Annotated in this window: 23 protein-coding genes and 1 pseudogene; 17 read left to right on the top strand and 7 right to left on the bottom strand. The window is 60.1% G+C overall.

The genetic code is table 11. The annotated features are described in order from the left end of the window. Positions 1-7: 7 nt before the first annotated feature. From ACDZ94_RS16285 to ACDZ94_RS16265, 5 genes are all read left to right on the top strand, one after another. On the top strand, positions 8-1,261 hold the full coding sequence (locus ACDZ94_RS16285; RefSeq protein WP_432750441.1) for a glycosyltransferase family 4 protein: 1,254 nt from the start codon (positions 8-10) through the stop codon (positions 1,259-1,261). Then, positions 1,261-2,223: a UDP-glucose 4-epimerase family protein gene (locus ACDZ94_RS16280; RefSeq protein ID WP_432751510.1), complete on the top strand. Its 963-nt coding sequence runs from the start codon at positions 1,261-1,263 to the stop codon at positions 2,221-2,223. The genes ACDZ94_RS16285 and ACDZ94_RS16280 overlap by 1 nt, the downstream gene beginning before the upstream one ends. Next, positions 2,220-3,257: an MraY family glycosyltransferase gene (locus tag ACDZ94_RS16275; RefSeq protein ID WP_432750440.1), complete on the top strand. Its 1,038-nt coding sequence runs from the start codon at positions 2,220-2,222 to the stop codon at positions 3,255-3,257. Before ACDZ94_RS16280 ends, ACDZ94_RS16275 begins: the two co-directional genes overlap by 4 nt. An 88-nt stretch (positions 3,258-3,345) precedes the next feature. After that, on the top strand, positions 3,346-5,340 hold the full coding sequence (locus ACDZ94_RS16270) for a polysaccharide biosynthesis protein (RefSeq protein ID WP_432751509.1): 1,995 nt from the start codon (positions 3,346-3,348) through the stop codon (positions 5,338-5,340). Between the two features lie 110 nt (positions 5,341-5,450). Further along, positions 5,451-5,783: a ComEA family DNA-binding protein gene (locus tag ACDZ94_RS16265; RefSeq protein ID WP_221294267.1), complete on the top strand. Its 333-nt coding sequence runs from the start codon at positions 5,451-5,453 to the stop codon at positions 5,781-5,783. 22 nt (positions 5,784-5,805) lie between these two features. Here ACDZ94_RS16265 and ACDZ94_RS16260 read toward each other — a convergent pair whose 3' ends face one another. Further along, the gene (locus ACDZ94_RS16260) at positions 5,806-6,384 is read right to left on the bottom strand and encodes a TetR/AcrR family transcriptional regulator (RefSeq protein ID WP_432750439.1); all 579 of its coding nucleotides are present in this window, start codon (positions 6,382-6,384) and stop codon (positions 5,806-5,808) included. 133 nt (positions 6,385-6,517) lie between these two features. Between ACDZ94_RS16260 and ACDZ94_RS16255 the strand changes: the two genes are divergently transcribed. Both ACDZ94_RS16255 and ACDZ94_RS16250 read left to right on the top strand, forming a co-directional pair. Then, positions 6,518-7,162 (top strand): GntR family transcriptional regulator, encoded by a 645-nt coding sequence (locus ACDZ94_RS16255; protein WP_064451505.1) that lies wholly within the window; start codon positions 6,518-6,520, stop codon positions 7,160-7,162. A gap of 15 nt (positions 7,163-7,177) precedes the next feature. Next, positions 7,178-8,026 (top strand): urea carboxylase-associated family protein, encoded by an 849-nt coding sequence (locus tag ACDZ94_RS16250; protein ID WP_221294270.1) that lies wholly within the window; start codon positions 7,178-7,180, stop codon positions 8,024-8,026. Positions 8,027-8,034: 8 nt separating this feature from the next. Here the strand turns inward: ACDZ94_RS16250 and ACDZ94_RS16245 are convergent, their stop codons facing one another. Next, positions 8,035-8,202 carry a DUF2897 family protein gene (locus tag ACDZ94_RS16245; protein ID WP_064502997.1) on the bottom strand — a complete coding sequence of 56 codons (168 nt, stop codon included), beginning with the start codon at positions 8,200-8,202 and terminating at the stop codon, positions 8,035-8,037. Positions 8,203-8,313: 111 nt separating this feature from the next. Then, the gene (eat, locus tag ACDZ94_RS16240) at positions 8,314-9,678 is read right to left on the bottom strand and encodes an ethanolamine permease (RefSeq protein WP_407017133.1); all 1,365 of its coding nucleotides are present in this window, start codon (positions 9,676-9,678) and stop codon (positions 8,314-8,316) included. 393 nt (positions 9,679-10,071) lie between these two features. On the opposite strand from eat, the gene kdpF reads away from it, so the two are divergent. The 6 genes from kdpF (at position 10,072) to ACDZ94_RS16210 (ending at position 18,050) form a co-directional block, all read left to right on the top strand. Then, positions 10,072-10,161, top strand: coding sequence for a K(+)-transporting ATPase subunit F (gene kdpF, locus ACDZ94_RS16235; protein WP_003218754.1), 90 nt, complete (start codon positions 10,072-10,074; stop codon positions 10,159-10,161). A gap of 9 nt (positions 10,162-10,170) precedes the next feature. Further along, positions 10,171-11,865 (top strand): potassium-transporting ATPase subunit KdpA, encoded by a 1,695-nt coding sequence (kdpA, locus tag ACDZ94_RS16230; protein ID WP_064451508.1) that lies wholly within the window; start codon positions 10,171-10,173, stop codon positions 11,863-11,865. Positions 11,866-11,883: 18 nt separating this feature from the next. Then, positions 11,884-13,935 carry a potassium-transporting ATPase subunit KdpB gene (gene kdpB, locus ACDZ94_RS16225; RefSeq protein WP_407017172.1) on the top strand — a complete coding sequence of 684 codons (2,052 nt, stop codon included), beginning with the start codon at positions 11,884-11,886 and terminating at the stop codon, positions 13,933-13,935. 64 nt (positions 13,936-13,999) lie between these two features. After that, positions 14,000-14,545, top strand: coding sequence for a potassium-transporting ATPase subunit KdpC (kdpC, locus tag ACDZ94_RS16220; RefSeq protein WP_432750438.1), 546 nt, complete (start codon positions 14,000-14,002; stop codon positions 14,543-14,545). Between the two features lie 126 nt (positions 14,546-14,671). Then, a complete protein-coding gene (locus ACDZ94_RS16215; protein ID WP_259762872.1) occupies positions 14,672-17,323 on the top strand; it encodes a sensor histidine kinase in 2,652 nt (883 codons plus the stop codon). A gap of 37 nt (positions 17,324-17,360) precedes the next feature. Then, on the top strand, positions 17,361-18,050 hold the full coding sequence (locus tag ACDZ94_RS16210; protein ID WP_053255124.1) for a response regulator: 690 nt from the start codon (positions 17,361-17,363) through the stop codon (positions 18,048-18,050). 132 nt (positions 18,051-18,182) lie between these two features. On the opposite strand, the gene ACDZ94_RS16205 is transcribed toward ACDZ94_RS16210, so the two are convergent. Continuing rightward, positions 18,183-19,220: a patatin-like phospholipase family protein gene (locus ACDZ94_RS16205; RefSeq protein ID WP_053255125.1), complete on the bottom strand. Its 1,038-nt coding sequence runs from the start codon at positions 19,218-19,220 to the stop codon at positions 18,183-18,185. Positions 19,221-19,436: 216 nt separating this feature from the next. On the opposite strand from ACDZ94_RS16205, the gene ACDZ94_RS16200 reads away from it, so the two are divergent. From ACDZ94_RS16200 to ACDZ94_RS16190, 3 genes are all read left to right on the top strand, one after another. After that, the gene (locus tag ACDZ94_RS16200) at positions 19,437-19,715 is read left to right on the top strand and encodes a hypothetical protein (RefSeq protein ID WP_010176194.1); all 279 of its coding nucleotides are present in this window, start codon (positions 19,437-19,439) and stop codon (positions 19,713-19,715) included. A 44-nt stretch (positions 19,716-19,759) separates the two neighbouring features. Next, the gene (locus tag ACDZ94_RS16195) at positions 19,760-20,521 is read left to right on the top strand and encodes a CHAD domain-containing protein (RefSeq protein WP_064451512.1); all 762 of its coding nucleotides are present in this window, start codon (positions 19,760-19,762) and stop codon (positions 20,519-20,521) included. A gap of 90 nt (positions 20,522-20,611) precedes the next feature. Further along, on the top strand, positions 20,612-21,409 hold the full coding sequence (locus ACDZ94_RS16190; protein ID WP_432750437.1) for an acyl-CoA thioesterase: 798 nt from the start codon (positions 20,612-20,614) through the stop codon (positions 21,407-21,409). 6 nt (positions 21,410-21,415) lie between these two features. Here ACDZ94_RS16190 and ACDZ94_RS16185 read toward each other — a convergent pair. The 3 genes and pseudogenes from ACDZ94_RS16185 to ACDZ94_RS16175 all read right to left on the bottom strand — a co-directional run. Next, positions 21,416-21,664: pseudogene (locus ACDZ94_RS16185) on the bottom strand (terminase); the annotation flags it as partial. A 108-nt stretch (positions 21,665-21,772) separates the two neighbouring features. After that, positions 21,773-23,254, bottom strand: a complete 1,482-nt coding sequence (locus tag ACDZ94_RS16180; RefSeq protein ID WP_221294274.1) for a methyl-accepting chemotaxis protein — start codon at positions 23,252-23,254, stop codon at positions 21,773-21,775. Positions 23,255-23,350: 96 nt separating this feature from the next. Next, on the bottom strand, positions 23,351-24,157 hold the full coding sequence (locus tag ACDZ94_RS16175; RefSeq protein WP_064451515.1) for a TatD family hydrolase: 807 nt from the start codon (positions 24,155-24,157) through the stop codon (positions 23,351-23,353). Between the two features lie 236 nt (positions 24,158-24,393). Between ACDZ94_RS16175 and ACDZ94_RS16170 the strand changes: the two genes are divergently transcribed. Continuing rightward, positions 24,394-25,815 (top strand): transglycosylase SLT domain-containing protein, encoded by a 1,422-nt coding sequence (locus ACDZ94_RS16170; RefSeq protein WP_064451516.1) that lies wholly within the window; start codon positions 24,394-24,396, stop codon positions 25,813-25,815. Positions 25,816-25,875: the final 60 nt, after the last annotated feature.

Raw genomic sequence — 25,875 nt, 5'->3', positions numbered from 1 at the left:
TATGTCAATGCCTGATCGTAAACTCAATATACTCGTCGTTACGCAATATTTTTGGCCGGAAAATATGCGTATTAATGATCTTGTGCGTGATTTTTCCGAGAAGGGGCATAACGTTACGGTATTGACAGGGCTCCCCAACTATCCCGAAGGCAGCGTCTATAGCAGTTATCGCGCCGCGCCGGAGAAGTTTGCTGAATATGCAGGTGCGAAAGTAGTCCGTGTGCCCTTGGTGCCGCGTGGGAAGCGCAGCATTAGCCTGATGTTGAACTATGCCTCGTTTTTTATTTCGGCATCACTCTTGGGGCCTTGGAAGTTACGCTCAGAGCGCTATGACGCCGTCTTCGTTTATGCCGTTTCACCGGTCATGGCTGCTATTCCTGCGTTGGTACTCGGCCGGATCAAACGCGCGCCGGTGTTCATCTGGGTATTGGATTTGTGGCCGGAAACCCTGCGGGCGGTAGGCGTTGTACGCAACCCTATATTGCTGAAGACCGTGGGGCGAATGGTGTCGTGGATTTACAATCGCGCTGATTACTTGCTGCTGCAGTCCCATGGTTTTCTTGAGAACGTAAAGGGCTACTGCACCAAGCGCATTGCCCTTGATCGCCTGGTGTATTTTCCGAGTTGGGCTGAGGACGATTTCTCCGGCACGGCGCAACCGACCTCCGCGCTACTTGACCGAGATGACTCGGTTTTTACCGTGCTCTTTGCAGGTAACCTGGGAGATGCGCAGGATTTTCCCGCGATCATTGAAGCTGCTCGCGCACTGGCAGGCACGGTCGCGGTCCGTTGGGTGATTGTAGGCGATGGCCGAATGAGTGAGTGGCTCGCCAATGAAGTGCGCGCTCGCGACTTGGGTAACGTGCTTTTGTTGGGACGCCATCCGCTGGAGGCAATGCCTAGCTTGTTCGCTTGCGCAGACGCACTGCTTGTTTCGCTCAAAACCAACGATGTGTTTGAGAAAACCATCCCCGGAAAAGTGCAGGCCTACCTGGCGTCGGGCAAGCCGATCCTGGGCATGATCAATGGCGAAGCCGCACGTGTTATCGAAGCCGCAGGCGCCGGGTTGTGCTGCCCGTCAGGTGATGCAACTGCCTTGGCGCAAATAACATCGAAATTGGCTTTATTCGATGGCGAGCAGCGCAAGGAAATGGGCGCCTCAGGCCGGCGGTATTATCTTGAAAATTATTCGAAGCTAACGTTGATGACTCGTCTGGAAACGCTGTTTCGCGAGGCAACTTTACGTAAGGAACAGCAATGATGTCGCAATCTGTTTTGTTGACGGGCGCCAGCGGTTTTGTTGGCAGCGCGGTATTGCGCCGTTTAATCATGGATGGCGTTACTGTCACGGCAGCTGTTCGTCATGGCGCCAATGTGCCTGAGAAGGCTGCTCACACGGTTTGGTTTGACGCGTTTGACACCACGAACTGGCACGAAAACTGTGTTGGCATCGATGCGGTGGTTCATTGCGCGGCGCGTGTGCATGTCATGAACGATGTCGAAACGGACCCATTGGCGGCCTTTCGCAAGGTCAATGTGCAGGGCACGTTGAACCTTGCGGAGCAGGCGGCACAGGCTGGCGTGCGGCGCTTTATCTTCATCAGTTCGATCAAGGTTAACGGCGAGGGCACCTTGCCCGGCAAGCCCTATACGGCGGATGACACACCTGAGCCGAGTGATCCCTACGGTATTTCGAAAATGGAAGCGGAGCAGGGGTTGTTGGCCCTGGCTGAGCGCACGGGTATGGAGGTCGTGATCATTCGCCCAGTGCTGGTCTACGGCCCAGGCGTCAAAGCTAACTTCCTGAACATGATGCGCTGGTTGGATAACGGTGTGCCGTTGCCCTTTGGCGCGATCAATAACCGCCGCAGTCTGGTGGCGCTGGATAACCTGGTGGACTTGATCGTGACGTCGATTAATCACCCGGCAGCTGCCAACCAGATCTTCCTGGTCAGCGACGGTGAGGATCTCTCCACCACGCAGCTTTTGCGTCGGACCGCAGCAGCGCTCGGCAGGCCCGCTCGCCTGCTGCCCGTCCCGGCCTGGATGCTCAGTACGGCTGCCAGGCTCTTGGGTAAAAAGGCGCTGTCACAGAGGTTGTGTGGCTCACTGCAGGTTGATATCCAAAAGGCCGTAACCTTATTGCAATGGTCGCCTCCCGTCTCGGTGGATAACGCACTTGCATCCGTCGCTGCGCAGTATAAGAGTGATAAGAGACAATGACATATTGGTGGTTTGTAGTCGTCGTTGGGTTTTTTTCGTGGGTGTTGACCGCTGCGTTACGACGCTACGCGCTGGCTCATAGCATCATTGATATTCCCATTGCGCGTAGCTCCCATACAGTCCCCACTCCCAGAGGGGGAGGCGTAGCGATCGTAGTCTCTTTCCTATTGGCCTTGCCTTTGCTGGCATGGGGGCAGGTCGTTTCAATGCCTGTCCTGCTGGCCGTGGGTGGCGCGGGTGCCTTGATTGCAATCATCGGCTTTATGGATGACCACGGGCATATCGCCGCCCGTTGGCGTTTGGCGGGGCACTTTGTGGCCTCCGCATGGGCGCTATACTGGCTAGGCGGTTTGCCTGAGGTAAGCGTATTTGGCTTTGCTGCAAACCTGGGATGGGTAGGGAGCGTGCTCGCTGCTTTTTACCTGGTTTGGATGCTGAACTTATACAACTTCATGGATGGTATCGACGGTATTGCCAGTGTTGAGGCTATCTGCGCGTGCCTGGGCATGTGTCTGCTGTACGGTTTGAGTGGACACACAGGTTTGGCGTGGTTGCCAATGACCCTGGCGATGGCGGTGGCCGGATTTCTTTTCTGGAACTTTCCTCCCGCGCGGATATTCATGGGCGATGCCGGCAGCGGTTTTCTAGGGATTGTCCTGGGGGTTTTATCACTCCAGGCGGCCTGGGTGTCCTCGCCGCTACTGTGGGCGTGGCTGATCTTGCTGGGGGTGTTCATCGTAGACGCCACGTTCACGTTGATACGTCGCCTGGTGCGTGGAGACAAGGTGTACGAGGCACATCGCAGCCACGCTTATCAGTTTGCTTCGCGGCGATTTGGCCGGCATTTGCCAGTGACACTCGCTGTCGCCGGGCTGAACCTGTTCTGGTTACTGCCGGTGGCGCTGTGCGTGGTCGTGTTGGGGCTGGACGGCGCGCTGGGTGCGGTTATCGCTTATGTGCCCCTGGTGCTGCTGGCGATCAAATACCATGCAGGCGAACTGGAAAAAGCTGACACTGCAAAGGAAGGCGCCTGAGGATTCAATAGGTTTTGAATCAGTCGGATGTGTCGTACGGCCACGTGGTCATTAACGAGAGGAATTGCCTGAGGTGGACGAAGGGATGATGGAAAGGTTACGGGCCCGTTTGGTGGGACTGCCGCGTCGTAAAAAACGCCTGATTCAGGTGTCTACGGATGTCGTGGTGGTCTGGGCCGCTCTGTGGCTGGCATTTGTCGTGCGGCTAGGCTTTGATGAGATGGCCAACCCATTTCGGGACCATCTCTGGCTGTTTGTCGCAGCACCTGTCGTCGCCATCCCGCTGTTTGTTCGCTTTGGGATGTACCGCGCCGTCATGCGCTATTTCGGTAACGATGCGCTGATCGCCATCATCAAGGCCGTGAGCTTGTCCGCCTTGATCCTGGGCCTGGTGGTCTACTGGAACAGTAACCACACGCATGTCGTCCCACGCTCGATCATCTTCAATTACTGGTGGCTCAGCCTGATCATGGTCGGCGGGCTGCGCCTGGCCATGCGCCAGTACTTCCTCGGCGACTGGTTCTCCGCCTCCCAACACGTGCCGTTCACCAGCCGTGACGACGGGCTGCCGCGGGTTGCCGTGTATGGTGCGGGAGCGGCCGGCAACCAACTGGTGGCAGCCTTGCGAATAGGGCGGCTGATGCGCCCGGTTGCGTTCATCGATGACGATGCCAGTATTGCCGATCGCGTCATATCCGGCCTCCAGGTCTATAAGCCTAAACATATACAACGCATGATCGATGCGACCGGCGCCCAAGAGATCCTGCTGGCTATTCCATCCTCCAACCGAGGTCGGCGCCGTGAAATCCTTGGCTTCCTGGAAGGTTTCCCGTTGCATGTGCGCAGTGTGCCTGGGTTTATGGATCTGGCCAGCGGTCGGGTAAAGGTCGATGACATCCAGGAGGTCGATATTGCCGACCTGTTGGGGCGTGATTCCGTGCCTGCCCAGGGCGATTTGCTGGAGCACTGTATCAAGGGTCAATGCGTGATGGTGACGGGCGCCGGCGGCTCCATCGGTTCTGAGCTTTGCCGTCAGATCCTGTCGCTGCGCCCTACCACCTTGTTGCTGTTCGAACACAGTGAGTTCAACCTCTACAGCATCCTCTCGGAACTTGAGCAGCGCGTTACCCGCGAATCATTGCCGATAAAGTTGCTGCCGATCCTCGGTTCTGTGCGTAACCCGGCCAAGTTGCTGGACGTCATGAAAGCCTGGCGCGTCGATACGGTGTACCACGCGGCGGCCTATAAACATGTGCCAATGGTCGAACACAATATTGCCGAAGGCGTGCTCAATAATGTGATCGGAACGCTCAACACCGCTCAGGCTGCGCTTCAGGTGGGGGTTGCCAACTTCGTCCTGATCTCCACAGACAAAGCGGTGCGACCTACCAATGTGATGGGCAGCTCCAAGCGCCTGGCTGAACTGACGCTGCAGGCCCTGAGCCGCGAGTTGGCCCCGGTCATGTTTGGCGACAAATTCAACATCTCCCGTGTCAACAAAACCCGTTTTACCATGGTGCGTTTTGGCAATGTGCTGGGCTCCTCGGGGTCGGTTATTCCCCTGTTTCACAAGCAGATCAAATGGGGAGGGCCGATCACCGTCACCCACCCGAAAATCACCCGCTATTTCATGACCATCCCAGAAGCGGCGCAGTTGGTTATCCAGGCTGGCTCCATGGGTCAGGGCGGTGATGTATTCGTGCTGGACATGGGCGAGCCGGTGAAAATTGTCGAGCTGGCAGAGAAGATGATTCATCTTTCCGGTTTGAGCGTGCGCTCCGACAAAAATCCCCACGGTGATATCGCTATTGAATTCACCGGCCTGCGTCCGGGCGAAAAGCTTTACGAAGAGTTACTGATAGGCGACAACGTGGTTGCCACTCAGCACCCCATGATCATGAGTGCCAATGAAGACCATCTGTCCTGGGATGTGCTCAAAGGCAAGCTCTCGGAGCTGCTGGCAGCAATAGATGCGGATGATTATTCGCGCGTTCGCCAACTGCTGCGCGACACCGTGAGCGGCTACTCTCCCGACGGCGAAATCGTCGATTGGATCTACCAGCAGCGCCGTTTGGAACCGTGATTTAACACCCTGTTACTCACCCATTTTTGACTCTTCGCTCACATCACCTAAGTTAGAAAGGCAGCTTCGGAAAGCTGCTTTTCTTCTATTGATGTCATGGAGCGTCACCAATGCAAAAAACCTATATCTCTTCCCTGATCTTTGCCTTCCTCGCGAGCATCTCCGTAGCGACCACGGCTGCCCCTTCCGTCAAAACCGAAGCCCCCACCCCGATCACTGCACAGATGACCAAGGTTGAGCAGTCTGCCAAGGTCAACCTGAATGCTGCCGATGCAGAAACCCTGCGTCGGGACCTGTTCGGTATTGGCGCTGCCAAGGCGAAGGCGATCATCGCCTATCGTGAAAGTAATGGCCCCTTCACGGCGGTGGATGAGTTGTTGGAAGTAAAAGGTATCGGTAAGGCGTTGCTGGAGAAGAACCGCGACAGGTTGGTGATCAACTAAGGGACATAGTTGAAGAGGCCGGTCAGTGACCGGCCTCTTCTTGCGCTGAAACCTGCGCTTTCAATTTGGTGCGCACCACATTCAAGATCTGCGTTGCCAACTCTGCACTTTCGACACTCCTGGCCAGCACCAGTGCGCCTACCAGTGTCGACATCATCATCAGGCTTTGCTCATGGGCGTCCGCGTTTCCCAAGGCCGCTTCGACCTGCTTCAACCGAGCCCCAAGCACTGCATCCGTGGTCGGGCTAGGCTGGCCTCTCAGGCCCAATTCCGAAGACATGGTCGGTAGCGGGCAGCCTTTATCCGGCGAGGTCTGGTGCCTCTCGGACAGGTAACTGTCTATGAATGCATCCAGCGGTCGTTCTTGGCTGAACAGCATTTCGCAATGTGCATCCAGTTCTGCAGCAGTAGCCTGCAGGGCTTTTTCCACCAGCTCATCCTTGGATTTGAAATGTGCGTAGAACCCGCCGTGCGTCAGGTTCAAAGCCTTCATCAAGGGTTGCAGCCCGGTGGCCCCAATGCCGTCGCGGCGAAAGCGTACGGAGGCTTCCTTGATGATGCGTTGGTGAGTCTGGGCTTTATGGTCTGCGGAATAACGCATAGGACTGCCTCGGGAGCGAGCGCGTATTTTAACGAAGTTGAACCTATTTACCCATCCGGACAACGTGCATCTGCGTTGGCATGAAAAGTGATTACATTTGGTTCAGTGATTGTTCAACAATCTTGAGGTGGTCATGGCGCTTAGTTTGTCTTTAGCCGATCAGATTGCGCTCGAGTTGCGTGCCGACATTATGGGTGGACGCCTGTTACCTGGGATGGCGCTGGTCGAGGTAGATCTGGTCAAGGCCTATAACGCATCGCGGAATACGATCCGCGAAGCGTTGCACCGTTTGGGGCAGGAGGGCCTCACCCGCTATGTGCGCAACAAAGGGGTGATGGTTCGGCGGCTGGAGCGCGACGAAGTGCGTGACCTGTTCGTCGTGCGCCGCACACTTGAGTTGCAGGCCATTGCCCAAAGCCGTGCGCTGACGCACGACCAGGTCGAGCGTATGCAAAGCGCCATCGAGGCCACCACGCTGGCCCGGGAGCGTGAAGACTGGCGCGCTGTGGCGACTCACAGCCTGGTGTTCCACCAGCAGATTGTCGCGCTGATGCGCAGCCCATTGTTCGATGAGTTTTTCGCCCAGGTCATTGCCCAACTGCGCCTGGTGTTTTGCGCTGCTCCCGATGAGCAACGCTTCCAGTCACCCTGGCTGGAGCGAGACCGCGAGATTTACGCGTTATTGGCCCAAGGGGATAAACCGGCGGCAGGCACAGCGATGAGCGTGTACCTGGAGGATTCGGAACGTCTGTCATTGGCCCTGTTTACCCAACCCTGATTGAGGAACCGCATCATGTACAAAGACTATCCGGCCGCTTATCAGGTCAGCAAAGGCTCGGCGCTGCAAGTGGACACAGCGTTCTACGAACGTATTCGCGACCAGGCGGATAAACGTACTTTGGTTGAGCAGTTTGAGGTGCCGATTCGCACGGGGAGGGCGTGGAAAGTGCCGGCTGGGCACGTGTTCCGTGTCACCACTCCGGTGGGCCCGCAGGTAGGTGACTTCAACGTGTGGAACGCCAATGACCCTCGCGAACGGTTATGGGCGGCGCGCACGCGGCAGTTGCAAGGTGCCCATGTCAGTACCCATGACCGGTTGTGGTCGAACCTGCCCTTTCTGCGGCCCTTGGTAACCATCACCGATGACAGCCTGGCGAGCTATGGCATTGATGAACATGGCGGGCGCCTGCACGATCTGCTCGGTACGCGCTGTGATCCGTATGTGAACCGAATGCTGACCGGCGAAGACTTCCATCACCATTGCCACTCCAACTTGACTCGAGCTGTATTGCCCCACGGACTGACAGAGTTCGACGTGCACGACGTGCTGAATATTTTCCAGTGCACCGGCCTCAATCACGACGACATGTACTTCATGAAAGCCTGCCCGGCACAGAAGGGCGATTACCTGGAGTTTTTTGCCGAGATCGATTTGCTGTGTGCGCTGTCGACGTGCCCTGGCGGGGATCTGTCGCTGCCAATGTGGGGGCCGGACGCGCAGGACCCACTGACGGTGTGCCGCCCATTGGGTGTTGAGATTTATCGATTGGAGGATGAGTTACTCAAGGGCTGGAGCCAGCCCGAACGTGCGGCCTATAAAGGCCAGCACGGGTTGCATATTGCCAAGGCGGATTGGGAGTAACTCAAGACTCAGCGATCTTGCGCATCCTTGGCATCCGCCTGCGCGTTGCGATCGGCTACGCGTTTGCGTTGTTCGTCGGTGAGTTCCACCTTGTTGGCGCTGTCACGCAGCATCAGCAGCCCACCGACGATCGACCCGATCGCTACCACTAAAATCAACCACGCATACCACGGCATAAGGCTCTCCTTGAGACGGACTACCGTGGGAGAATTTTCCCACGGTAATAACTGCTTTGAGTAACAGGCTTTCTTAGTAGTTCATTGTAGGCCTGTTCCGCCCCGATAACCTTAGAGCCCGGTCAGCATCGCATCCGCCGGTGCATCGGCACGGTCTTGTGCGGTCAGCTGGAAGTAGATGAACCCTACGACCATAAAGCCTAAAAAGATCAGCCCGATCAGCGCGTTGAACCAAGCCATGGCCACCAGGCACACCACCGCCAGCACCAGCGCGATGCCCGGCACGATCGGATAACCCGGTGCGTGAAACGTGCGTTCCAGCAGCGGTTCAGTCTTACGCAGTTTGAACAGGCTGAGCATGCTCATGATGTACATCACAATGGCACCGAACACGGCCATGGTAATCATCGCTGCCGTCAGCGTCATACCGCCCAGGTTGATGAGGCCGTCACTGTAGATGGCGGCGATACCGACCACGCCGCCGGCAATGATTGCGCGGTGCGGTGTTTGAAAACGCGACAATTTGGCCAGGAAAGAGGGCAGGTAACCGGCACGGGCCAGGGCAAAGAACTGGCGCGAATAACCCAGGATGATGCCGTGGAAGCTGGCGACCAGGCCGAACAGGCCGATCCACACCAGCATATGCAGCCAGCCGGAGCTGTCACCCACCACGGCTTTCATGGCTTGCGGCAACGGGTCGTTGATGTTCGACAGGGTGCGCCAGTCGCCCACGCCGCCGGCGAAGAACATCACACCCATGGCCAGGACTACCAGGGTCAGAATGCCGCTGATGTAGGCCTTTGGAATGGTGCGCTTGGGATCTTTCGCTTCTTCGGCGGCCATGGCCGCGCCTTCGATGGCGAGGAAGAACCAGATGGCGAAAGGAATGGCGGCAAACATCCCGCCAATCGCTGGAGCACCAAAGGTGTCAGAACCGGCCCAGCCATTGAGGGCGAAGTTGCTGAAGCTGAACGCTGGCGCGACCACCCCCATAAATACCAACAACTCCGCGACGGCGAGCACGCATACCACCAGTTCGAAAGTCGCCGCGAGTTTCACCCCGAGAATGTTCAGGCCCATGAAGACGATGTAGGCACCGACGGCCGCGTGTTTTGGGTCGAGTGCCGGAAACTGCACATTCAGGTAGGCGCCGATAGCCAAGGCAATGGCGGGCGGAGCGAAGACAAATTCGATCAATGTCGCGAGCCCTGCGATCAAGCCGCCTTTCTCACCAAAAGCGCGACGGCTGTAGGCAAACGGGCCACCCGCATGAGGAATAGCGGTAGTCAGCTCGGTGAAGCTGAATATAAAGCAGGTGTACATGGCGGCGACCATCAATGAAGTCACCAAAAAGCCCAGCGTACCGGCCACGCCCCAGCCGTAGCTCCAGCCAAAGTATTCGCCGGAAATCACCAGCCCGACGGCAATACCCCACAAGTGCAAGGTGCCCAAGGTGGGTTTGAGTTGTGTGTTCATCGTGTAGCGCTCCCTGAACGGTTTGGAATGATTCAGGGTGTTGCAGCGGCCATGCCACTGTGCGATTCCGTGTCGTAAAGACGCCGAACTGTCGCCGAGAAGATCGTTTGGCGTTTGAAAATTTCTGTCATTGCACCAGTTAAGGGCGGTGGTGGTTGAACTGCCGCCATCGCGGGCAAGCCCGGCTCCCACCTGGGGTTGTGGTCAACTGTGGGCGCCGGGCTTGCCCGTGATGAGGTCGCAACAGTCAAAACACGCCCCTGTAAACCCCGCATAAACCCACTCTTTACGCCGTCTTTACGGCCTGACCATACCCTCGCTCTCGTTCCTTTACGCCACTCCTGCCGACAATTGACCCACACGCGGCAATCGCCGCAAAACGGAGAGACTTCCATGAGCGTTCTGGACGGGGTGTCACTGCTATTGGCCGTGGCGCTGTTCATTTATCTGCTGGTTGCGCTGTTACGCGCGGATCGGAACTAGGAGCAGGCTATGCACAGTTATGACTATTGGCTGATCATCGCCTTCTTTGCCGTGGTGCTGGTGCCGGCACCGTTCCTGGGGCGGTTCTACTACAAGGTGATGGAAGGCCAGCGCACCTGGCTGTCGCCGGTCCTCGGCCCTGTCGAGCGGGTGTGCTATCGCCTGTCGGGCGTGGACGAGCATCAGGAACAGAGCTGGCAGAAATACACGCTGGCGTTGCTGGCCTTCAACCTGGCTGGTTTTGTACTGTTATTCGCGATCTTGTTGTTCCAGGACTATCTCCCACTGAACCCTCAGAAATTGCCGGGTCAGGAATGGACGCTGGCGTTCAACACGGCGGTCAGTTTCATGACCAACACCAACTGGCAGAACTACAGCGGCGAAGCCTCTCTGAGCTACCTCAGCCAGATGGTCGGCCTCACCGTACAGAACTTCGTCAGCGCGGCCACCGGTCTGGCAGTCCTTGTCGCCCTGTGCCGTGGTATCGGTCGCAAATCCACCAAGACGTTGGGCAACTTCTGGGTCGACATGACCCGCGCCACCCTCTACGGCCTGCTGCCGATGTGCCTGGTGTTCGCGTTGTTCCTGGTCTGGCAGGGCGTGCCGCAAACCTTCGCTCACTATGCGAACGCGGTGACCCTGCAAGGCGTTGACCAGTTGATCCCACTGGGCCCGGCTGCAAGTCAGATTGCGATCAAGCAGTTGGGCACCAATGGTGGCGGCTTCTTCGGTGTCAACTCTGCGCACCCGTTTGAAAACCCGACTGCCTGGGCCAACCTGTTCGAGTTGTCGGCGATCATCCTGATCCCGGTGGCGCTGGTGTTCACCTTCGGCCACTACGTGAAGGACCTGCGTCAGAGCCGCGCGATTCTCGGTTGCATGCTGGCCCTGTTCCTGATCGGCGGCGCGACCTCGCTGTGGGCCGAATACCAGCCCAACCCGACCCTGAACAATCCAGCCGTGGAACAAACCGCGCCGCTGGAAGGTAAAGAAGTGCGCTTCGGCACCACCGCCACGGTGTTGTGGTCGGTCACCACCACAGCGGCGTCCAATGGTTCGGTCAACGGCATGCACGACAGCCTCAACCCGCTGAGCGGGATGGTGGCACTGGTCAACATGATGGTCGGCGAAGTGATCTTCGGCGGCGTCGGTGCCGGTATGTACGGCATGTTGCTTAACGTGTTGATCGCCGTGTTCCTCGCCGGCTTGATGATTGGCCGTACCCCGGAATACCTGGGCAAGAAGCTCCAGGCCAAGGAAGTGCAGTTGCTGGTGGTGACGTTGCTGGTCATGCCGATCGGCACGCTGGTACTGGGCGCCATCGCCGCCAGCCTGCCTGGTCCGGCGGGTGCCATCAGCAACCCTGGCCCTCACGGTTTCAGCCAATTGTTGTATGCCTACACCTCGGCCAGTGCCAACAACGGTTCGGCGTTCGGCGGCTTCAGTGCCAACACCACGTTCCACAACCTGATGATGTCACTGGGTATGTTGATCGGCCGCTTCGGCTACATCCTCCCGGTACTGGCCCTGGCCGGCAGCCTGGCGATGAAGAAGACCGCACCGATTGGCCAGAACAGCTTCCCGACCCATGGCCCGCTGTTCGTGACCCTGTTGACCGTGACCATTTTGCTGGTGGGCGGCCTGACCTTCCTGCCGACGCTGGCACTGGGCCCAATTGCTGAACATCTGAGCATGGGCTTCTAAGGGGATATGAAAATGAATATGCCTGCAAAAAATGCCACTCCCGTGAACACTCAGGAGTCGCCAAAAACCGCCATGTCGGCCCTGTGGCGCCCGGCGCTGGTCCAGGCTTTCGTCAAGCTGGACCCGCGCCAACTGCAACGCTCGCCAGTAATGCTGGTGGTCGAATTGACCGCCATGCTGACCACCGTGCTGTGCTTTGTGCCTGACACCAGTGTGCCGACCTTCGTCGCCGTGCAAATCGCCGTGTGGCTGTGGTTCACCGTGCTGTTCGCCAACTTCGCCGAAGCCTTGGCCGAAGGTCGTGGCAAGGCCCGCGCCGACAGCCTTAAAGCCGGCAGCGAAGGCCTCAGCGCGCGCCGCAAGGAAGCCGACGGCAGCTTCAAGGTCGTACCGGCCACCAGCCTGCGTAAAGGCGACGTGGTACGCGTCGCCGCCGGGGAAATGATCCCCGGTGACGGTGAGGTTATCGAAGGTATCGCCGCAGTCAACGAAGCGGCGATTACCGGCGAATCCGCGCCGGTGATCCGCGAGTCCGGCGGTGACCGTTCGGCCGTCACCGGCAACACACGGCTGGTCTCGGACTGGTTGCTGGTGCGCATCACCGTCAACCCGGGCGAGTCCACGCTGGACCGCATGATCGCCCTGGTGGAAGGCGCCAAACGCCAGAAAACCCCCAACGAAGTCGCGCTGGATATCCTGCTGATCGGCCTGACGCTGATCTTCCTGCTGGTGGTGGTCACGCTGCAGCCGTTCGCTCACTTCGCCAATGGCAGCTTGCCGCTGGTGTTCCTGGTCGCACTGCTGGTGACGCTGATTCCTACCACCATCGGCGGCCTGTTATCAGCCATCGGTATCGCCGGTATGGACCGGCTGGTACGCCTCAATGTGATCGCCAAGTCCGGGCGTGCCGTGGAAGCGGCGGGTGACGTGCATGTGTTGTTGCTGGACAAGACCGGCACCATTACCTTCGGTAACCGTCGCTGTGCCGCAGTAATCGCGGCGCCCGGCGTCAGTGGCCGGGACTTGGCTGAAGGGGCGCTGCTGGCGTCCCTGGCGGATGACACGGCGGAAGGTAAATCCATCGTCGAATACCTGCGTGCCTTGCACCCGCAGGCCGAGCCTACCCTGGACCAACTGACCTCCGTGCCGTTCAGTGCTGAAACGCGCCTGTCCGGTGTCGACTATCAGGGCCGTGTGTTCCGTAAAGGCGCCGTCGATTCGCTGCTGGCGTTTATCGGCCAACAACGCCGCGACCTGCAACCGGCACTGTCGCGGGAAATCGACAAGATCGCCCAGAGCGGCGGCACGCCGTTGCTGGTGTGCGCCGATGGCAAATTGCTCGGTGCGATCCATTTGAAGGACGTGGTCAAACCCGGCATCCGCGAACGTTTCGCCGAACTGCGCAAACTGGGGATTCGCACCGTGATGGTGACGGGCGACAACCCGCTGACCGCTGCCGCGATTGCCGCTGAAGCCGGTGTGGATGACGTGCTGGCTGAAGCCACCCCTGAGAAAAAACTCGCGCGCATTCGTCATGAGCAAAACGACGGTCGCCTGGTTGCGATGTGCGGCGACGGTGCCAACGATGCGCCGGCACTGGCCCAGGCCGACGTCGGCATGGCAATGAATGATGGTACTCAGGCTGCTCGCGAAGCCGCCAACATGGTCGACCTTGACAGCGACCCGACCAAGCTGCTGGACGTGGTGCAGATCGGCAAGGAGTTGCTGGTGACTCGCGGCGCGTTGACGACCTTTTCCATCGCCAACGACGTGGCCAAATACTTCGCGATCCTGCCGGCGCTGTTCGCCTCGATCTACCCGCAACTGGGCGTGCTCAACGTGATGCACTTGCAGAGCCCGCAGAGCGCGATTCTCTCGGCCATCGTGTTCAACGCCCTGATCATCGTGGTGCTGATTCCCCTGGCGTTGCGCGGTGTGCGCGTACAGGCGGCGAGTGCGGCGGCGTTGCTGCGTCGCAACCTGCTGATCTACGGGCTGGGCGGGATCCTGGTGCCGTTCGTGGGCATCAAGGCGATCGACATGCTGCTGACGGCGCTGCACCTGGTTTGACCCGATTCCTGTGGGTGCCAGGCTGGTGCCCACAGGTTGCAATGACTCACGTGAGGAATTTGAAATGTCCACCATGATCCGCCCGGCCCTGAGCCTGCTGGTACTCATGACCCTGATCACCGGCGTCGCTTACCCACTGGTCGTGACCGGTGTCGCACAAGTTGCCTTTCCTGATCAGGCCAACGGCAGCCTGGTGCGTGATGCCGACGGCAAAGTGCGCGGCTCAAGCCTGATTGCCCAAGATTTTACCGGTGACGGCTGGTTCCATCCGCGCCCATCGGCGGGCGCGTTTGCGACGGTTTCCAGCAGCGCGAGTAACCTCGGCCCAAGCAACCCGGCGTTGGCAACGCGCATCTTTGATGATGCGAATAAACAGTTGGTGGCAGGGCAGGGGCCGGTGCCTCTTGCATCACTGACTACCTCCGGCAGCGGTCTTGATCCACACTTGCCACCACAGGCAATTGCCTATCAACTGGCACGCGTAGCGGCTGCCCGGAATGTGCCGGTGTCGACCCTGCAACGCTTGCTTGATGAACACATCGAAAGCCCGCTGGTAGGGCCGCCGGTGGTGAACGTACTGGCGCTGAACATGGCGCTGGAAAGATTGTAAGCCGTGGTGCCGCCATCGCGGGCAAGCCCGCTCCCACAGTTGGAATACAGTCCCCTGTGGGAGCCGGGCTTGCCCGCGATGAGGGCCTGACAGACTCCCCATGAACACCTGAAGGAACCCCTGCGCATGAGCGACTCCGGCCGCGCCGATGCCCTGTTAGCCGACCTGCCACGGGACGGCCGTGGCCGGCTCAAAGTCTTCCTCGGCGCCGCGCCGGGTGTGGGCAAGACCTACGCCATGCTCCAGGCCGCGCACACCCAACTGCGCCAGGGCGTGCGCCTGGTCGCCGGAGTGGTTGAAACCCATGGCCGCGCCGAGACCGAAGCGTTGCTCAGCGGCCTGCCGCAACAAGCGTTGCTGCGCAGTGAATACCGTGGCGTGATGCTCGAAGAAATGGACCTCGACGGCCTGCTCGCCGCCAAGCCCAAACTGGTGCTGGTCGACGAACTGGCCCACAGCAACGCCCCCGGCAGCCGCCATGAAAAGCGTTGGCAAGACATCCAGGAACTGCTCGCCGCCGGCATCAACGTGTTCACCACGGTCAACGTCCAGCACCTGGAAAGCCTCAACGATCAGGTGCGCGGCATCACCGGCGTACAAGTGCGCGAAACCCTGCCGGACTGGGTGCTGCAAGAAGCAGACGAACTGTTGCTGATCGACCTGCCATCGCGCGAGCTGCTCGAGCGCCTGCGCGACGGCAAGGTGTATGTACCGGAACAGGCCCGCGCGGCCATCGACGCGTTTTTCACCCAGACCAATCTCATGGCGTTGCGTGAGTTGGCCATGCAGACCGCCGCGGCCCACGTCGACGACGATTTGGCCCAGGGTTATCGCCAACTCGGCCAGGCTGCGCCGGCGGTACGTGGCCGCTTGCTGGTCGGGATTGATGGCGATGCGCAGGCCGAACGCCTGGTGCGTCACGCCAGCCGTGTCGCCCAGCGTCGGCATTTGCCGTGGAGCCTGGTGCATATCGATAACGGCCGTGCGCGAGATGAACAATCGCGCCTGCGCCTGCAAAACGCGCAGCAACTCGCCGAGCGGCTTGGCGGGGAAGTGGTACTGCTGCGGGCGGGGGAGGTGGCGAAGACACTGATCCAGCATGCCGCCGAACGCCGTGCCAGCCTGTTATTGGTGGGGCAGTCGCGTATGCGCTGGCGGCGTCGTTTGTTTGGCGGCGGGCTGGCGGCGCGTTTGCTGCGAAATGCGCGTGGCTTGGAAATCAACGTCCTCGACAGCGACGACATGCCCGCGCCCCCGCGCATGCCGGATGTGCGTGGGTTGGTGTGGTTCGACTACGGCCTGGCGGTGGTGGCGACCGTGGTGGCGGCCGCGGTGGCCTGGGCGGTGGCCAGCGTGCTGCCGCTGCCGAATATCTCTCTGGTATTTCTCGCGGCGGTATTGCTGGTCGGCGTGCGCAGCAGCCTGGGGCCGTCCCTGGTGTGTGCGGCGCTGTCGTTCCTGACGTACGACTTTCTGTTTATCCCGCCGAATTTTTCCTTTGCCATTCAGCGTGAAGAGGATGTGTTGACCCTGCTGTTCTTCCTGCTGATGGCCGCGTTGACCGGCAATCTGGCCGCGCGCCAGCGTCGGCAGTTGCAAGCCCTGCGCGATACCCAGGAAGAAACCAGCGAGCTGCTCGACCTGTCGCGCAAACTCACCGCCGCTACCGACCGTCAGGCGGTAATCAGTGCGGCGGCCCATCATTTGGAAGGCTGGAGCGATCTGGACCTGTGCCTGGTCAATCGCGACGGCCAGGGCGGCTGGAAGGTCGAGACGGGTTCGCCGTTGAACCTCACGGAGTCCGAACGCGCCGCCGCCGATTGGGCCTGGCAGCATGATCAGCCGGCTGGCATGGGCACCGGCACATTGCCGTTTGGGCGTTGGTGGTGGTGGCCGCTGTCGGGTGAGGAGGGGCCATTGGGCTTGCTCGGTGTGAGCCCCAAACCGGGCCTGGAATTAAGCGGCCAACGCCGTCGTCTGCTGACGGCACTGAGCCAACCGCTGGCTCAGGCCTTGGCACGCGCGCAATTGGCGCAGGAGCTGGAGTCCGCGCGCCTGCACGGCGAGACCGAGCAACTGCGCAGCGCCTTGCTGGCCTCGGTGTCCCACGATTTGCGCACACCGTTGACGTCCATGCGTGGCAGCATCGACAGTCTGTTGGCCCTCGGCGAGGCCATTCCCCTGGAAGATCGCCGCGAATTGCTCGAAGGCACTCGCGATGAAGCCGAGCGCCTGGACCGCTATATCCAGAACCTGCTGGACATGACGCGCCTGGGCCACGGCGCCCTGAAGCTGGCGCGTGATTGGGTTTCGCCCGGCGATATTGTCGGCAGTGCGCTTGGCCGTTTGCGCGCGGTGCTGGCGCCTTTGCAGGTGAAAACCGACGTGCCGGCGGAGTTGCCGTTGCTGTATGTGCACGCCGCGTTGATCGAGCAAGCGCTGGTCAATGTGCTGGAAAACGCCGCGCGTTTCTCTCCGCCCCAGGGACGTTTGGACGTGACTGCTGGTGTGTCGGACAACCAGCTGTTTTTTGCGGTGGCCGATGAGGGCCCCGGAATTCCCGAAGACGAGCGCGCCAAGATTTTCGATATGTTCTACACCGCCGCCCGCGGTGATCGTGGCGGGCAGGGCACGGGCCTCGGCCTGGCGATCTGCCAGGGCATGGTCGGCGCCCACGGCGGCCGTATCAGCGTCGCCGAGGGCATTGAAGGGCGGGGCACCTGCATCACTTTGTTCCTGCCATTGCCGACACAGCCTGGCCTGGAACGCGAGCCTTGAGCTACCCTCTTTTCTCCACGGATTTTGATTGGACACCATGAGCCAGACCGCGACGATTTTAGTCATTGATGACGAACCGCAGATCCGCAAGTTCTTGCGGATCAGCCTGGCCTCCCAGGGCTACAAGGTGATCGAGGCCGGCACCGGCAACGAAGGCCTGGCCCAAGCGGCATTGAGCAAACCGGATTTGCTGGTGCTCGACCTTGGCTTGCCCGACATGGACGGCCAGCAAGTGTTGCGCGAGTTTCGCGAGTGGTCGACGGTGCCGGTGTTGGTGCTGTCGGTGCGCGCCAGTGAAGTGCAGAAAGTCGAAGCCCTCGATAGCGGCGCCAATGACTACGTGACCAAACCCTTCGGGATCCAGGAGTTTCTCGCCCGCGTGCGTGCATTGCTGCGTCAGGCCCCGGCGGGAGAAGCCCAGGAAGCCGCCTTGAGTTTCGGCCCGTTGACGGTGGACCTGGCTTATCGCCGCGTCCTGCTGGACGGCGTCGAAGTGGCGCTGACCCGCAAGGAGTATGCGGTGCTGGCGCAATTGGCGCGGCATCCCGGGCGGGTGATTACCCAGCAGCAACTGCTCAAGGATATCTGGGGGCCGACCCACACCGAAGACAGCCACTATCTGCGCATCGTCGTCGGCCACTTGCGCCAGAAGCTGGCGGACGACCCGACTCAGCCGCGGTTTATCGTGACCGAGGCGGGTGTGGGGTATCGGTTGTTAAATGCCTGAGTTGAGCGGCGCCTGAACTGGCCCCTTCGCGAGCAAGCCCGCTCCCCCATTCGATCGAGTTCCACCTTTGGAATGCGGACAAATGTGGGAGCGGGCTTGCTCGCGAAGGGGCCATCAGCCACACCCTCTCTTTCAACCCTGCTCACTTTCATACTTGTCCAACGTATCCCTGGCGATTTCCCGCCCCAAAGCGATCAACTCCGGCGCCTTGTAGAACTCGAAAAACCGGCACACGCGCTTCGGCACGTTGATCAGCACATCCGGCGGGTAGCCGGCGATCTTGTACTGCGCCAGCGACGTTTGCATCACCTCGAAGCTCTGGTTGATCAGGTCCAGCAGCGACGCCGGGCCAACGTTGTCGATGATGAACGAGCCGGTCGCCGACTTTGGCGCCCCGGCCTTTTCCGGCGCGGCGGCGGGTTGCTGGGATTCGGGCTCGGCCGATTCCAGCCACGGGTTGATCTCTGCCGTCTGGGCCTGCAATGCCTCCTGCTCCAGCTTCATTAATTGTTCGGCTTGTTTGCGTCGAAACGGCAGGTGTGAGCCCAATGACTTGGCCAAGCTGTTGAAGCGACTCTTGAACGCGGGCGGGCGCTGGATCACCGGCAATTGGTAGTGTTTTTGGTTGGTGGCGTTGAGGTTGACGGCGATGATCAAGTCGCAATGGCTCGACACCACCGGCACAATTGGCAGCGGGTTGAGCAGGCCGCCGTCCACCAGCATGCGGTTACCTTGCATCACCGGCGTGAACAGGCTTGGAATCGCCGCCGAAGCGCGCATGGCCTGGTGCAGGCAGCCTTCCTGGAACCAGATTTCCTGTTGGTTGGTCAGGTCCGTGGCAACGGCGGTGTAAGGAATGCGCAGCTCTTCGATATTGATCTCGCCGACAATCTTGCGGATTTGCCCGAAGACTTTCTCGCCGCGGATCGCGCCCAGCCGAAAACTCACGTCCACCAGGCGCAGCACGTCCAGGTAGTCGAGGCTCTCGATCCAGTTTCGGTACTCATCGAGCTTGCCGGCGGCATAGATCCCGCCCACCACCGCCCCCATCGAGCAACCGGCGATACAGGCGATGTCGTAGCCGCGCCGTTCGATTTCCTCGATCACACCGATATGGGCGTAACCCCGGGCGCCGCCGGAGCCCAGTACCAAGGCAACACGTTTCTTCATGACCTGATCCTTCGTAAAACAGTTGCCCACAATGCACCCATCAAGGTCAGTGCTTCAATCTTCGTCGACACACGCAATAATTTTCCGGAATAGTCGGGGCGCTCGGGTATGCTCTGGCTATCATCACTTTTGGTTTCAGGTGCCCGTACAAGGCACTTTTCCTTGTAGGCAACGTCTACACCGTACGACTGTTTTTCTTTATTTGAGGTGTCATTGATGAAAGCCTGGATGTGTGTGCCTGTGATCGTGTTGGCCCTGGCCGGTTGTGCCGGGAAAACCGCGTACCGCGACAGTTGTGGCACGCAATTGGACGCGGCGTGGCATGAGTTGGATTTGGCCAAGGCCGAAGGTTTTGCCGGGACTGTGAGCTACTCTAAGGCTTTGTCATTGTTGACGGGCGCCAAGACCCAACAGCAATTCGAAGCGTTTGAAGGGTGCTCCAACAAGGCCGAGAAAGCGCGGTTCTATATCCGTGAGTCGCGCGCCGGGCGTTAACCCGTAAGCGGCAAGCAGGGTCTTAATGGTCAAGGGAGGAAGGGATGTCAGCTTTGGTTGATCAGTTAGTCGCTCAGGTCATTGGCCTGGAAGTAGGGTTACTGAGCTGCCAGGCTCGCCTCGCCGCCGTCACCGACGATGAAGCCTTGCACGACCTGCGCACCACCGTGCGGCGCCTGCGCAGTTTGCTGCGGCCTTTGCGTGGCCTGCCGGGTGTCGAACAGCTTGAATTGGCCGCCGGCACGGTCGGCCAAATGACCACGCCGCTACGCGACCGAGAGGTTCTGGCGGCGTATCTTCACCAGCACGGTCATCACGCGGCTGCCGACCGACGCCTGCGCCTGCAACCCGATGCCTATCGCCACGTGGCGCAAAGCCCGGAACTCGCGCACCTGCTGCTGATCCTTGATGCCTTCCCACGTTTTATCCGCGCCTCCCAGCACCAGAAGCTGCTCAAAGGCCTGCGCCCGAGCATCGAAAAGCGGCTGGGCAAGCAATGGCACGCACTCGATAAAGCCCTGAAAGACCCAAGCCATGATCGCCATCGCCTGCGGTTGCTGATCAAGCGCGTACGCTACGCAGCCGAGGCCTACCCCGAGCTGGACAAACTCCCGGCCAAAGCGATGTCGCGCCTCAAGCAAGCCCAAGGCGCCCTGGGTGATTGGCACGATTGCTGGCAGTGGTTGGCCCAGGCCGAACATCAGCCCGACTTGCAGCCGTGTGTCGCAGTGTGGCATCGCACCATGGCCACGGCTGAAGGGCAGGCGGATCGGGTGCTCGACAAACTCAGTGCGGATTGTTTCTAGGCGGGTCCGGTTTTTGGCCGGAATAGGCGCTGTACCTTGCCAGCCCGGTGGTTAAGATTCCCCCATCGGTTTTCTTGATGTGAGGTCGCCATGCGCTTTAGTGATTTGCTCGACGCCGCCCGTAACAATCCGCTGGATGTGACTATCCCCGCCGAATGGGCCCAGGGTCGCGCGACCTTTGGTGGCCTTGTCGCCGCCTTGCAATACGAAGCCTTGCGCGCCCAAGTGCCGGCCGATCGCCCTTTACGCTCACTGGCCGTGACCTTTGTCGGTCCGGTCGCGCCGCAGGTGCCTGCCAGTTATCACGTTGAAGTCCTGCGCGAAGGCAAGGCCGTGAGTCAGCTACTCGGCCGTGTGGTGCAGAATGGTGAGGTTGCAACGCTGGTACAGGCCAGCTTTGGCGCGGCACGCGAGTCGCAGATTGATGTGGCGAGTGAGCCCCCACCGACGTTCAAGCACTGGGATGAATGCCAGGAGTTGCCCTACATCAAGGGCGTCACCCCCGAATTCATGCGGCACCTGGCAATGCGCTGGAGTGTCGGCGGGCTGCCGTTTACCGGTAATAAATCCCGCGACATGGGCGGCTGGGTGCGTTTGCGCGGCGACGTGAAGGAAGAGCCCCTTACCGAGTCGCACATCCTCGCCCTGGTCGATGCCTGGCCACCGGCCTTGCTGCCACACCTGTCCGCACCGGCGCCCGGCAGCACGCTGACCTGGACCATCGAATTTATCCAGCCGCTTCAAGACCTGACCACCCTCGACTGGTGCCAGTATTACGTCAACATCGAGCACGCCCGCGACGGCTACGGCCATGCCGCCGCCGCACTCTGGAGCCCGACCGGCGAGTTGATCGCCATCAGCCGCCAGACCGTGGTGGTCTTCGCCTGAGCCTCAGAACCGCTGGCTACCCTGAGCTTCCAGCTTGCGCCCGTGGCGTTGCAGCGCAACGCCGGCCAACACACCGATAACGCCGACGGCAAAACTGGCCAGGCTGAGGCTGAATACACCGGAGGCCATCGACAGAAAACCGATGATCAGCAGCGGTACGGCAATCAACTGCAGCCCCAGGTTGGTCGGGTGTTGAAGGCTTTGTGGCTGATTGCGCCATTGCCAGGCGGGGAAGTTAGGATGACGTTTGCCCATGATGATTAATCCTCTGTCCGTTGAAACAACATGGACAAAGTTTAGGTCGCAGGCGGGTGGGGCGGCGAATCAAGACTCGCTATGGGGGCCATAGCCAGCCTTGTTCAGCTACAACTTCAACTGCCCGATCGCCTTGCTCAACTCCCCGGCCAGCGTCGCCAGTTCATTGCTGGTAGTGGCCGAGCCCACGGTCTGCTGCACCGTGTTCTCCGTCACATCACGAATGCTCACCACTGCGCGGTTCATCTCTTCGGCGACATGGCTTTGCTGTTCGGCGGCGACGGCAATCTGGGTGTTACTTTCGCGCATCTGCGCCACGGCACCGGTGATTTCGGCGAGCGCCGCGCCGGCTTCCTGGGCCTGTTGCACGCAATCGTCGGCCTTGAGTGAGCTTTCCTGCATGAAGTCCACGGCGTCGCGGGTGCCCGATTGCAGGGCTGACACCATGCGGGTGATTTCGTCTGTGGAGGTTTGCACGCGTTTGGCCAGGTTGCGCACTTCATCGGCGACCACGGCAAAACCACGGCCCATTTCACCGGCACGGGCGGCTTCGATGGCGGCGTTGAGGGCGAGCAGGTTGGTCTGTTCGGCGATGCTATGGATCACGCTGACTACGCCGTTGATTTTCTGGCTGTCTTCGGCGAGTTTCTGAATCATTTCGGCGGTCTGTTGCACGCCGGTGGACAGCCCGGCAATCGAACGTTGTACCCGGTCGACCACTTCCCGGCCGCTGCCCGCCAGGGTGTCGGCGGTCTGTGACAGGTCGCGCGTGGCGCCGGCGTGTTGGGCGATATGGTAGACGGTGGCGGTCATCTCGTTGATCGCGGTGGCGGCCTGGTCGGTTTCGCTTTGCTGGCCGAGCATGCCGTGTTGCACCTCGTTCATGCTGCTGGCCAGGCGAGCGGCACCTTCATCGAGTTGCCGGGCGGTGCGCGCCACGGTGTTGACCACCCGCTGGTAGCCGGCTTGCATGGCGTTGAATGCACTGGCCATTTGGCCGACTTCATCTGTGCAGGCCAGGGGCACGCGGGCCGACAAATCGCCGGTCTTCTCGACGTGCAGCATCACGTCCTTGAGGGTATTGAGTTGGCTGAGCAGGAAGCGGATCAGCAACTGCGAGGCGCCGAGCATCGCCAGCATCAGGATCAGCACGGCCACGGCGTAGTTGGCGAAGCGTTCGGCGAATACCTGGCTCAGGCTCTGCCCATAGGCCAGCACGGCGATCTGTCGCCCATCGGCGCGTGCAATGACTTCAGCGCCGATCAGCGGGTTTTCACCCAGCAAGGGCAGGTGATTCAGCTCGACCCAGCCACTGGCTGTGCTCAGGGCTGACAGGTCCTGATCGGCCAACTGCGGGATTTGGCCACGGGCAAACGTCAACCAGTGCTCGCCCTCAGGCAGCGCCTTGTCGGCCGGCCAGCTGCCGAGCAATCGCGCCTGCGCCTGGGCCGAGGCTTGGGACGCCGCGTTGCGTGCCTGTTGTTCGAGCTGCACGGCGTACAGCACCAGCAGCAATGTGGTGATGAAAGCGACCGCGTTGACCGCCCAGAATTTGTATTTCAGCGAGATATTGCTAAGCCAGGCACCCATGGAAGGTTTTCTCTGATAGCGGAAACAGTATTGGCAAGGTGCCATTATTGTGCCGCTACTCAGGCAATCGGTTTTGACATGGGTCAATGCGCCGCATCAACCGACGTGGGGCAAGCCAAAAAATGCGCGCGAGCACGCGCTGCTGTGCTCGGCCAGGTCTTCGATGGTTTCGTTGCGGTGCAGGGCGACTTCACGCAGCACTTCAGGCAAGTAGGCCGGTTCATTGCGGCCATTTTTCGGCTTGGGGCGCAGGGTGCGCGGCAGCAGGTAGGGCGCATCGCTTTCGAGCATCAGACGGCCCCGGGGAATTTCCCTGACCAGCGGATGCAGGTGAGCCCCACGGCGCTCGTCGCAGATCCAACCGGTGATGCCGATGTGCAAGTCGAGGTCGAGGTAGCTGAACAACGCGTGTTGTTCGCCGGTAAAGCAATGCACCACGGCAGCCGTCAGGTGGTCGCGGTAGCCCTTGAGAATTTCCAGCAGGCGCTGGTTGGCGTCGCGCTCGTGGAGAAACACTGGCAACTTCAGCTCGACGGCCAGCGCCAGGTGTTCTTCGAGGACTTTTTCCTGCTGGGGCCGCGGGGAAAAATCCCGGTTGAAATCCAGCCCGCATTCACCCACCGCACGCACGCGGTTTTCGCTGAGTAGTGCGCGCAAGCGCTGAGCGCTGTCGCCGTTCCAGTCACTGGCCGAGTGCGGGTGGATGCCAGCGGTGCTGAACAGACGTTGGCCGCTTTGATCAAGTTTTACGCACAGTTCCAGGGCCTGTTCGCTGCCGTCGACACTGGTGCCGGTGAGCACCAATTGTTCCACGCCGGCGGCATAGGCGCGGTCGAGAACGGCCTGGTGCCTCTCGTCGAAACAGGGGTTGGTCAGGTTGACGCCGATATCAATGAGTTGCATGGTGCTATCTCCGCCTGCGGCCGGAAAGCATATCAGAGCTGTAGATTTATAAGAAAAACTAAGAACTACAACGAGTTATAGCTGTCTTTGAACGTCGCAAGCGACATTGTGGTGGGTAACACGCCTTCTACCATGCCGCCGTTGCGTGCCTTGCCAGCGCATAAAGCGCTCTGTTTCTGACCTCCAGCCCTTCGCCTTTCGCGAAGAGGCTGGCCAGTATTCTTTCCGGAGAGCGGATGATCCGACCCTCGGCGTTGCTTGTGTTGTGCCTGACGTTACTGCTGCCCATGGCGGCGGTCGCACGTCTGGATGGGCCGCTGGAAGTGACCAAGCCCGGCAAGGTACGTGACCTGGCGCAAATTCGCTCCAGCCGCACCCTGCGTGTGTTGGTCAACCAGAGCCGCAACAGTTCCGGTGAGGTCCAGGGCCAGGCCATCGGTGTCGAATACCATCGCCTGCGGGCCTTCGAGCAATACCTGAACGGCCACGCCCGTGACGGTGAAGAAATCAACCTCAAGATTATTCCCAAGGCCAAGGATCAACTGCTCGGCGCGCTGGCGCGTGGCGAAGGTGACCTGGTGGCGCCGGGTGAATTGCTCGATGTGAAGGCCGCGCACAAAATCAGCACCAGCGATCCGATTGCCAGCGATGTGCCGTTGTGGCTGGTGGGCGTCAAGGGCGAGCGGCGGTTTACCAAGCTGGAGCAACTGTCCGGGCGTACCCTGGCGCTGACCACCGGCAGTGCGGCGGCGGACGCGATTAATCAGGTTAACCAGAAACTGGCCCTGCACAAGCAGCCGCCGGTGAAGGTGGAGTGGGTCGACCCGACATTGGCCGTGGAAGATGTATTGGAGATGGTCCAGGCCGGCATCTTCCACCTCACCATTGTCGAAAAACCGATTGCCGAGCGTTGGTCGAAAATCCTGCCCAAGTTGCGCTTTGATCGGCAGGTGGCGATCAGCGAGCCGGGCGATGAGTACTGGTTCGTGCGCCAGGATGCCTCGATGCTACGGGCCAGTATTGATCGGTTCCTCAAGTCTTATCGCACGCCCTCCGACCAGGACGTGGCGTTCCAGCGTATCTACCGACGCCTCTATCAAGTGCGTAACCCCCTGGCACGCGCCGATCGCCAGCGTCTGGAAAAGCTGCGCCCGGTCCTGCAAAAACACGCCCGTGAGCAGGGCATGGACTGGTTGAACCTGGCGGCACTGGCGTTCAAGGAGTCGGCCTTTGACCCCGGCGCGCGCAGCAGTGGCGGACCTACCGGCCTGATGCAGATCACGCCCTCCGCGGCGCAGCGGGTGGGCGTCAATAATATCGAGAGCCTCGACAGCAACGTGCAGGCTGGCGCGCGTTACCTGGCGATGATTCGCCGCAAATTCTTTGCCAGCCCAAAACTGAACGAGCGTGAACGCATGGCCTTTGTGCTGGCGGCTTACAACATGGGGCCGGAGCGTGTGCAGGGCATGCGTGCGGAGGCACGCCGCCGGGGGTTGAACCCCAATCAGTGGTTCTTCCAGGTTGAACGTATTGCCATGGAGCAGGTGGGAATGGGTGGCGTCAGCTATGTTAATAGCGTGAACAAGTACTACTTGGCGTTTGATCGGGAGCGCGGGTCCCTGGAACCGTCGACACCGAAGATTGCCTCGCGAAAATAATCGTTTTTATCGATAAGTATTAGGCATTTTTTCGGCTTTTATCATTGTTTAATTCGATTA

This window comes from Pseudomonas sp. UBT (genome assembly GCF_050915955.1).
GTDB lineage: Bacteria > Pseudomonadota > Gammaproteobacteria > Pseudomonadales > Pseudomonadaceae > Aquipseudomonas > Aquipseudomonas antarctica_A.
This window is presented reverse-complemented; position numbering and strand designations above follow the sequence as displayed.

What these genes read in the sequence shown, in the direction of transcription:
- kdpA (WP_064451508.1), top strand. Translation starts at nt 10,171, where the DNA reads ATGCACAGTTATGACTATTGGCTGATCATCGCCTTCTTTGCCGTGGTG.
- ACDZ94_RS16175 (WP_064451515.1), bottom strand. Translation starts at nt 24,157, where the DNA reads ATGCAACTCATTGATATCGGCGTCAACCTGACCAACCCCTGTTTCGAC.
- ACDZ94_RS16195 (WP_064451512.1), top strand. Translation starts at nt 19,760, where the DNA reads ATGTCAGCTTTGGTTGATCAGTTAGTCGCTCAGGTCATTGGCCTGGAA.
- ACDZ94_RS16215 (WP_259762872.1), top strand. Translation starts at nt 14,672, where the DNA reads ATGAGCGACTCCGGCCGCGCCGATGCCCTGTTAGCCGACCTGCCACGG.
- ACDZ94_RS16210 (WP_053255124.1), top strand. Translation starts at nt 17,361, where the DNA reads ATGAGCCAGACCGCGACGATTTTAGTCATTGATGACGAACCGCAGATC.
- ACDZ94_RS16260 (WP_432750439.1), bottom strand. Translation starts at nt 6,384, where the DNA reads ATGCGTTATTCCGCAGACCATAAAGCCCAGACTCACCAACGCATCATC.
- ACDZ94_RS16200 (WP_010176194.1), top strand. Translation starts at nt 19,437, where the DNA reads ATGAAAGCCTGGATGTGTGTGCCTGTGATCGTGTTGGCCCTGGCCGGT.
- kdpC (WP_432750438.1), top strand. Translation starts at nt 14,000, where the DNA reads ATGTCCACCATGATCCGCCCGGCCCTGAGCCTGCTGGTACTCATGACC.
- ACDZ94_RS16190 (WP_432750437.1), top strand. Translation starts at nt 20,612, where the DNA reads ATGCGCTTTAGTGATTTGCTCGACGCCGCCCGTAACAATCCGCTGGAT.
- ACDZ94_RS16265 (WP_221294267.1), top strand. Translation starts at nt 5,451, where the DNA reads ATGCAAAAAACCTATATCTCTTCCCTGATCTTTGCCTTCCTCGCGAGC.
- ACDZ94_RS16250 (WP_221294270.1), top strand. Translation starts at nt 7,178, where the DNA reads ATGTACAAAGACTATCCGGCCGCTTATCAGGTCAGCAAAGGCTCGGCG.
- ACDZ94_RS16255 (WP_064451505.1), top strand. Translation starts at nt 6,518, where the DNA reads ATGGCGCTTAGTTTGTCTTTAGCCGATCAGATTGCGCTCGAGTTGCGT.
- ACDZ94_RS16285 (WP_432750441.1), top strand. Translation starts at nt 8, where the DNA reads ATGCCTGATCGTAAACTCAATATACTCGTCGTTACGCAATATTTTTGG.
- ACDZ94_RS16205 (WP_053255125.1), bottom strand. Translation starts at nt 19,220, where the DNA reads ATGAAGAAACGTGTTGCCTTGGTACTGGGCTCCGGCGGCGCCCGGGGT.
- ACDZ94_RS16280 (WP_432751510.1), top strand. Translation starts at nt 1,261, where the DNA reads ATGTCGCAATCTGTTTTGTTGACGGGCGCCAGCGGTTTTGTTGGCAGC.
- eat (WP_407017133.1), bottom strand. Translation starts at nt 9,678, where the DNA reads ATGAACACACAACTCAAACCCACCTTGGGCACCTTGCACTTGTGGGGT.
- ACDZ94_RS16245 (WP_064502997.1), bottom strand. Translation starts at nt 8,202, where the DNA reads ATGCCGTGGTATGCGTGGTTGATTTTAGTGGTAGCGATCGGGTCGATC.
- kdpB (WP_407017172.1), top strand. Translation starts at nt 11,884, where the DNA reads ATGCCTGCAAAAAATGCCACTCCCGTGAACACTCAGGAGTCGCCAAAA.
- ACDZ94_RS16180 (WP_221294274.1), bottom strand. Translation starts at nt 23,254, where the DNA reads ATGGGTGCCTGGCTTAGCAATATCTCGCTGAAATACAAATTCTGGGCG.
- ACDZ94_RS16275 (WP_432750440.1), top strand. Translation starts at nt 2,220, where the DNA reads ATGACATATTGGTGGTTTGTAGTCGTCGTTGGGTTTTTTTCGTGGGTG.
- ACDZ94_RS16270 (WP_432751509.1), top strand. Translation starts at nt 3,346, where the DNA reads ATGGAAAGGTTACGGGCCCGTTTGGTGGGACTGCCGCGTCGTAAAAAA.
- ACDZ94_RS16170 (WP_064451516.1), top strand. Translation starts at nt 24,394, where the DNA reads ATGATCCGACCCTCGGCGTTGCTTGTGTTGTGCCTGACGTTACTGCTG.
- kdpF (WP_003218754.1), top strand. Translation starts at nt 10,072, where the DNA reads ATGAGCGTTCTGGACGGGGTGTCACTGCTATTGGCCGTGGCGCTGTTC.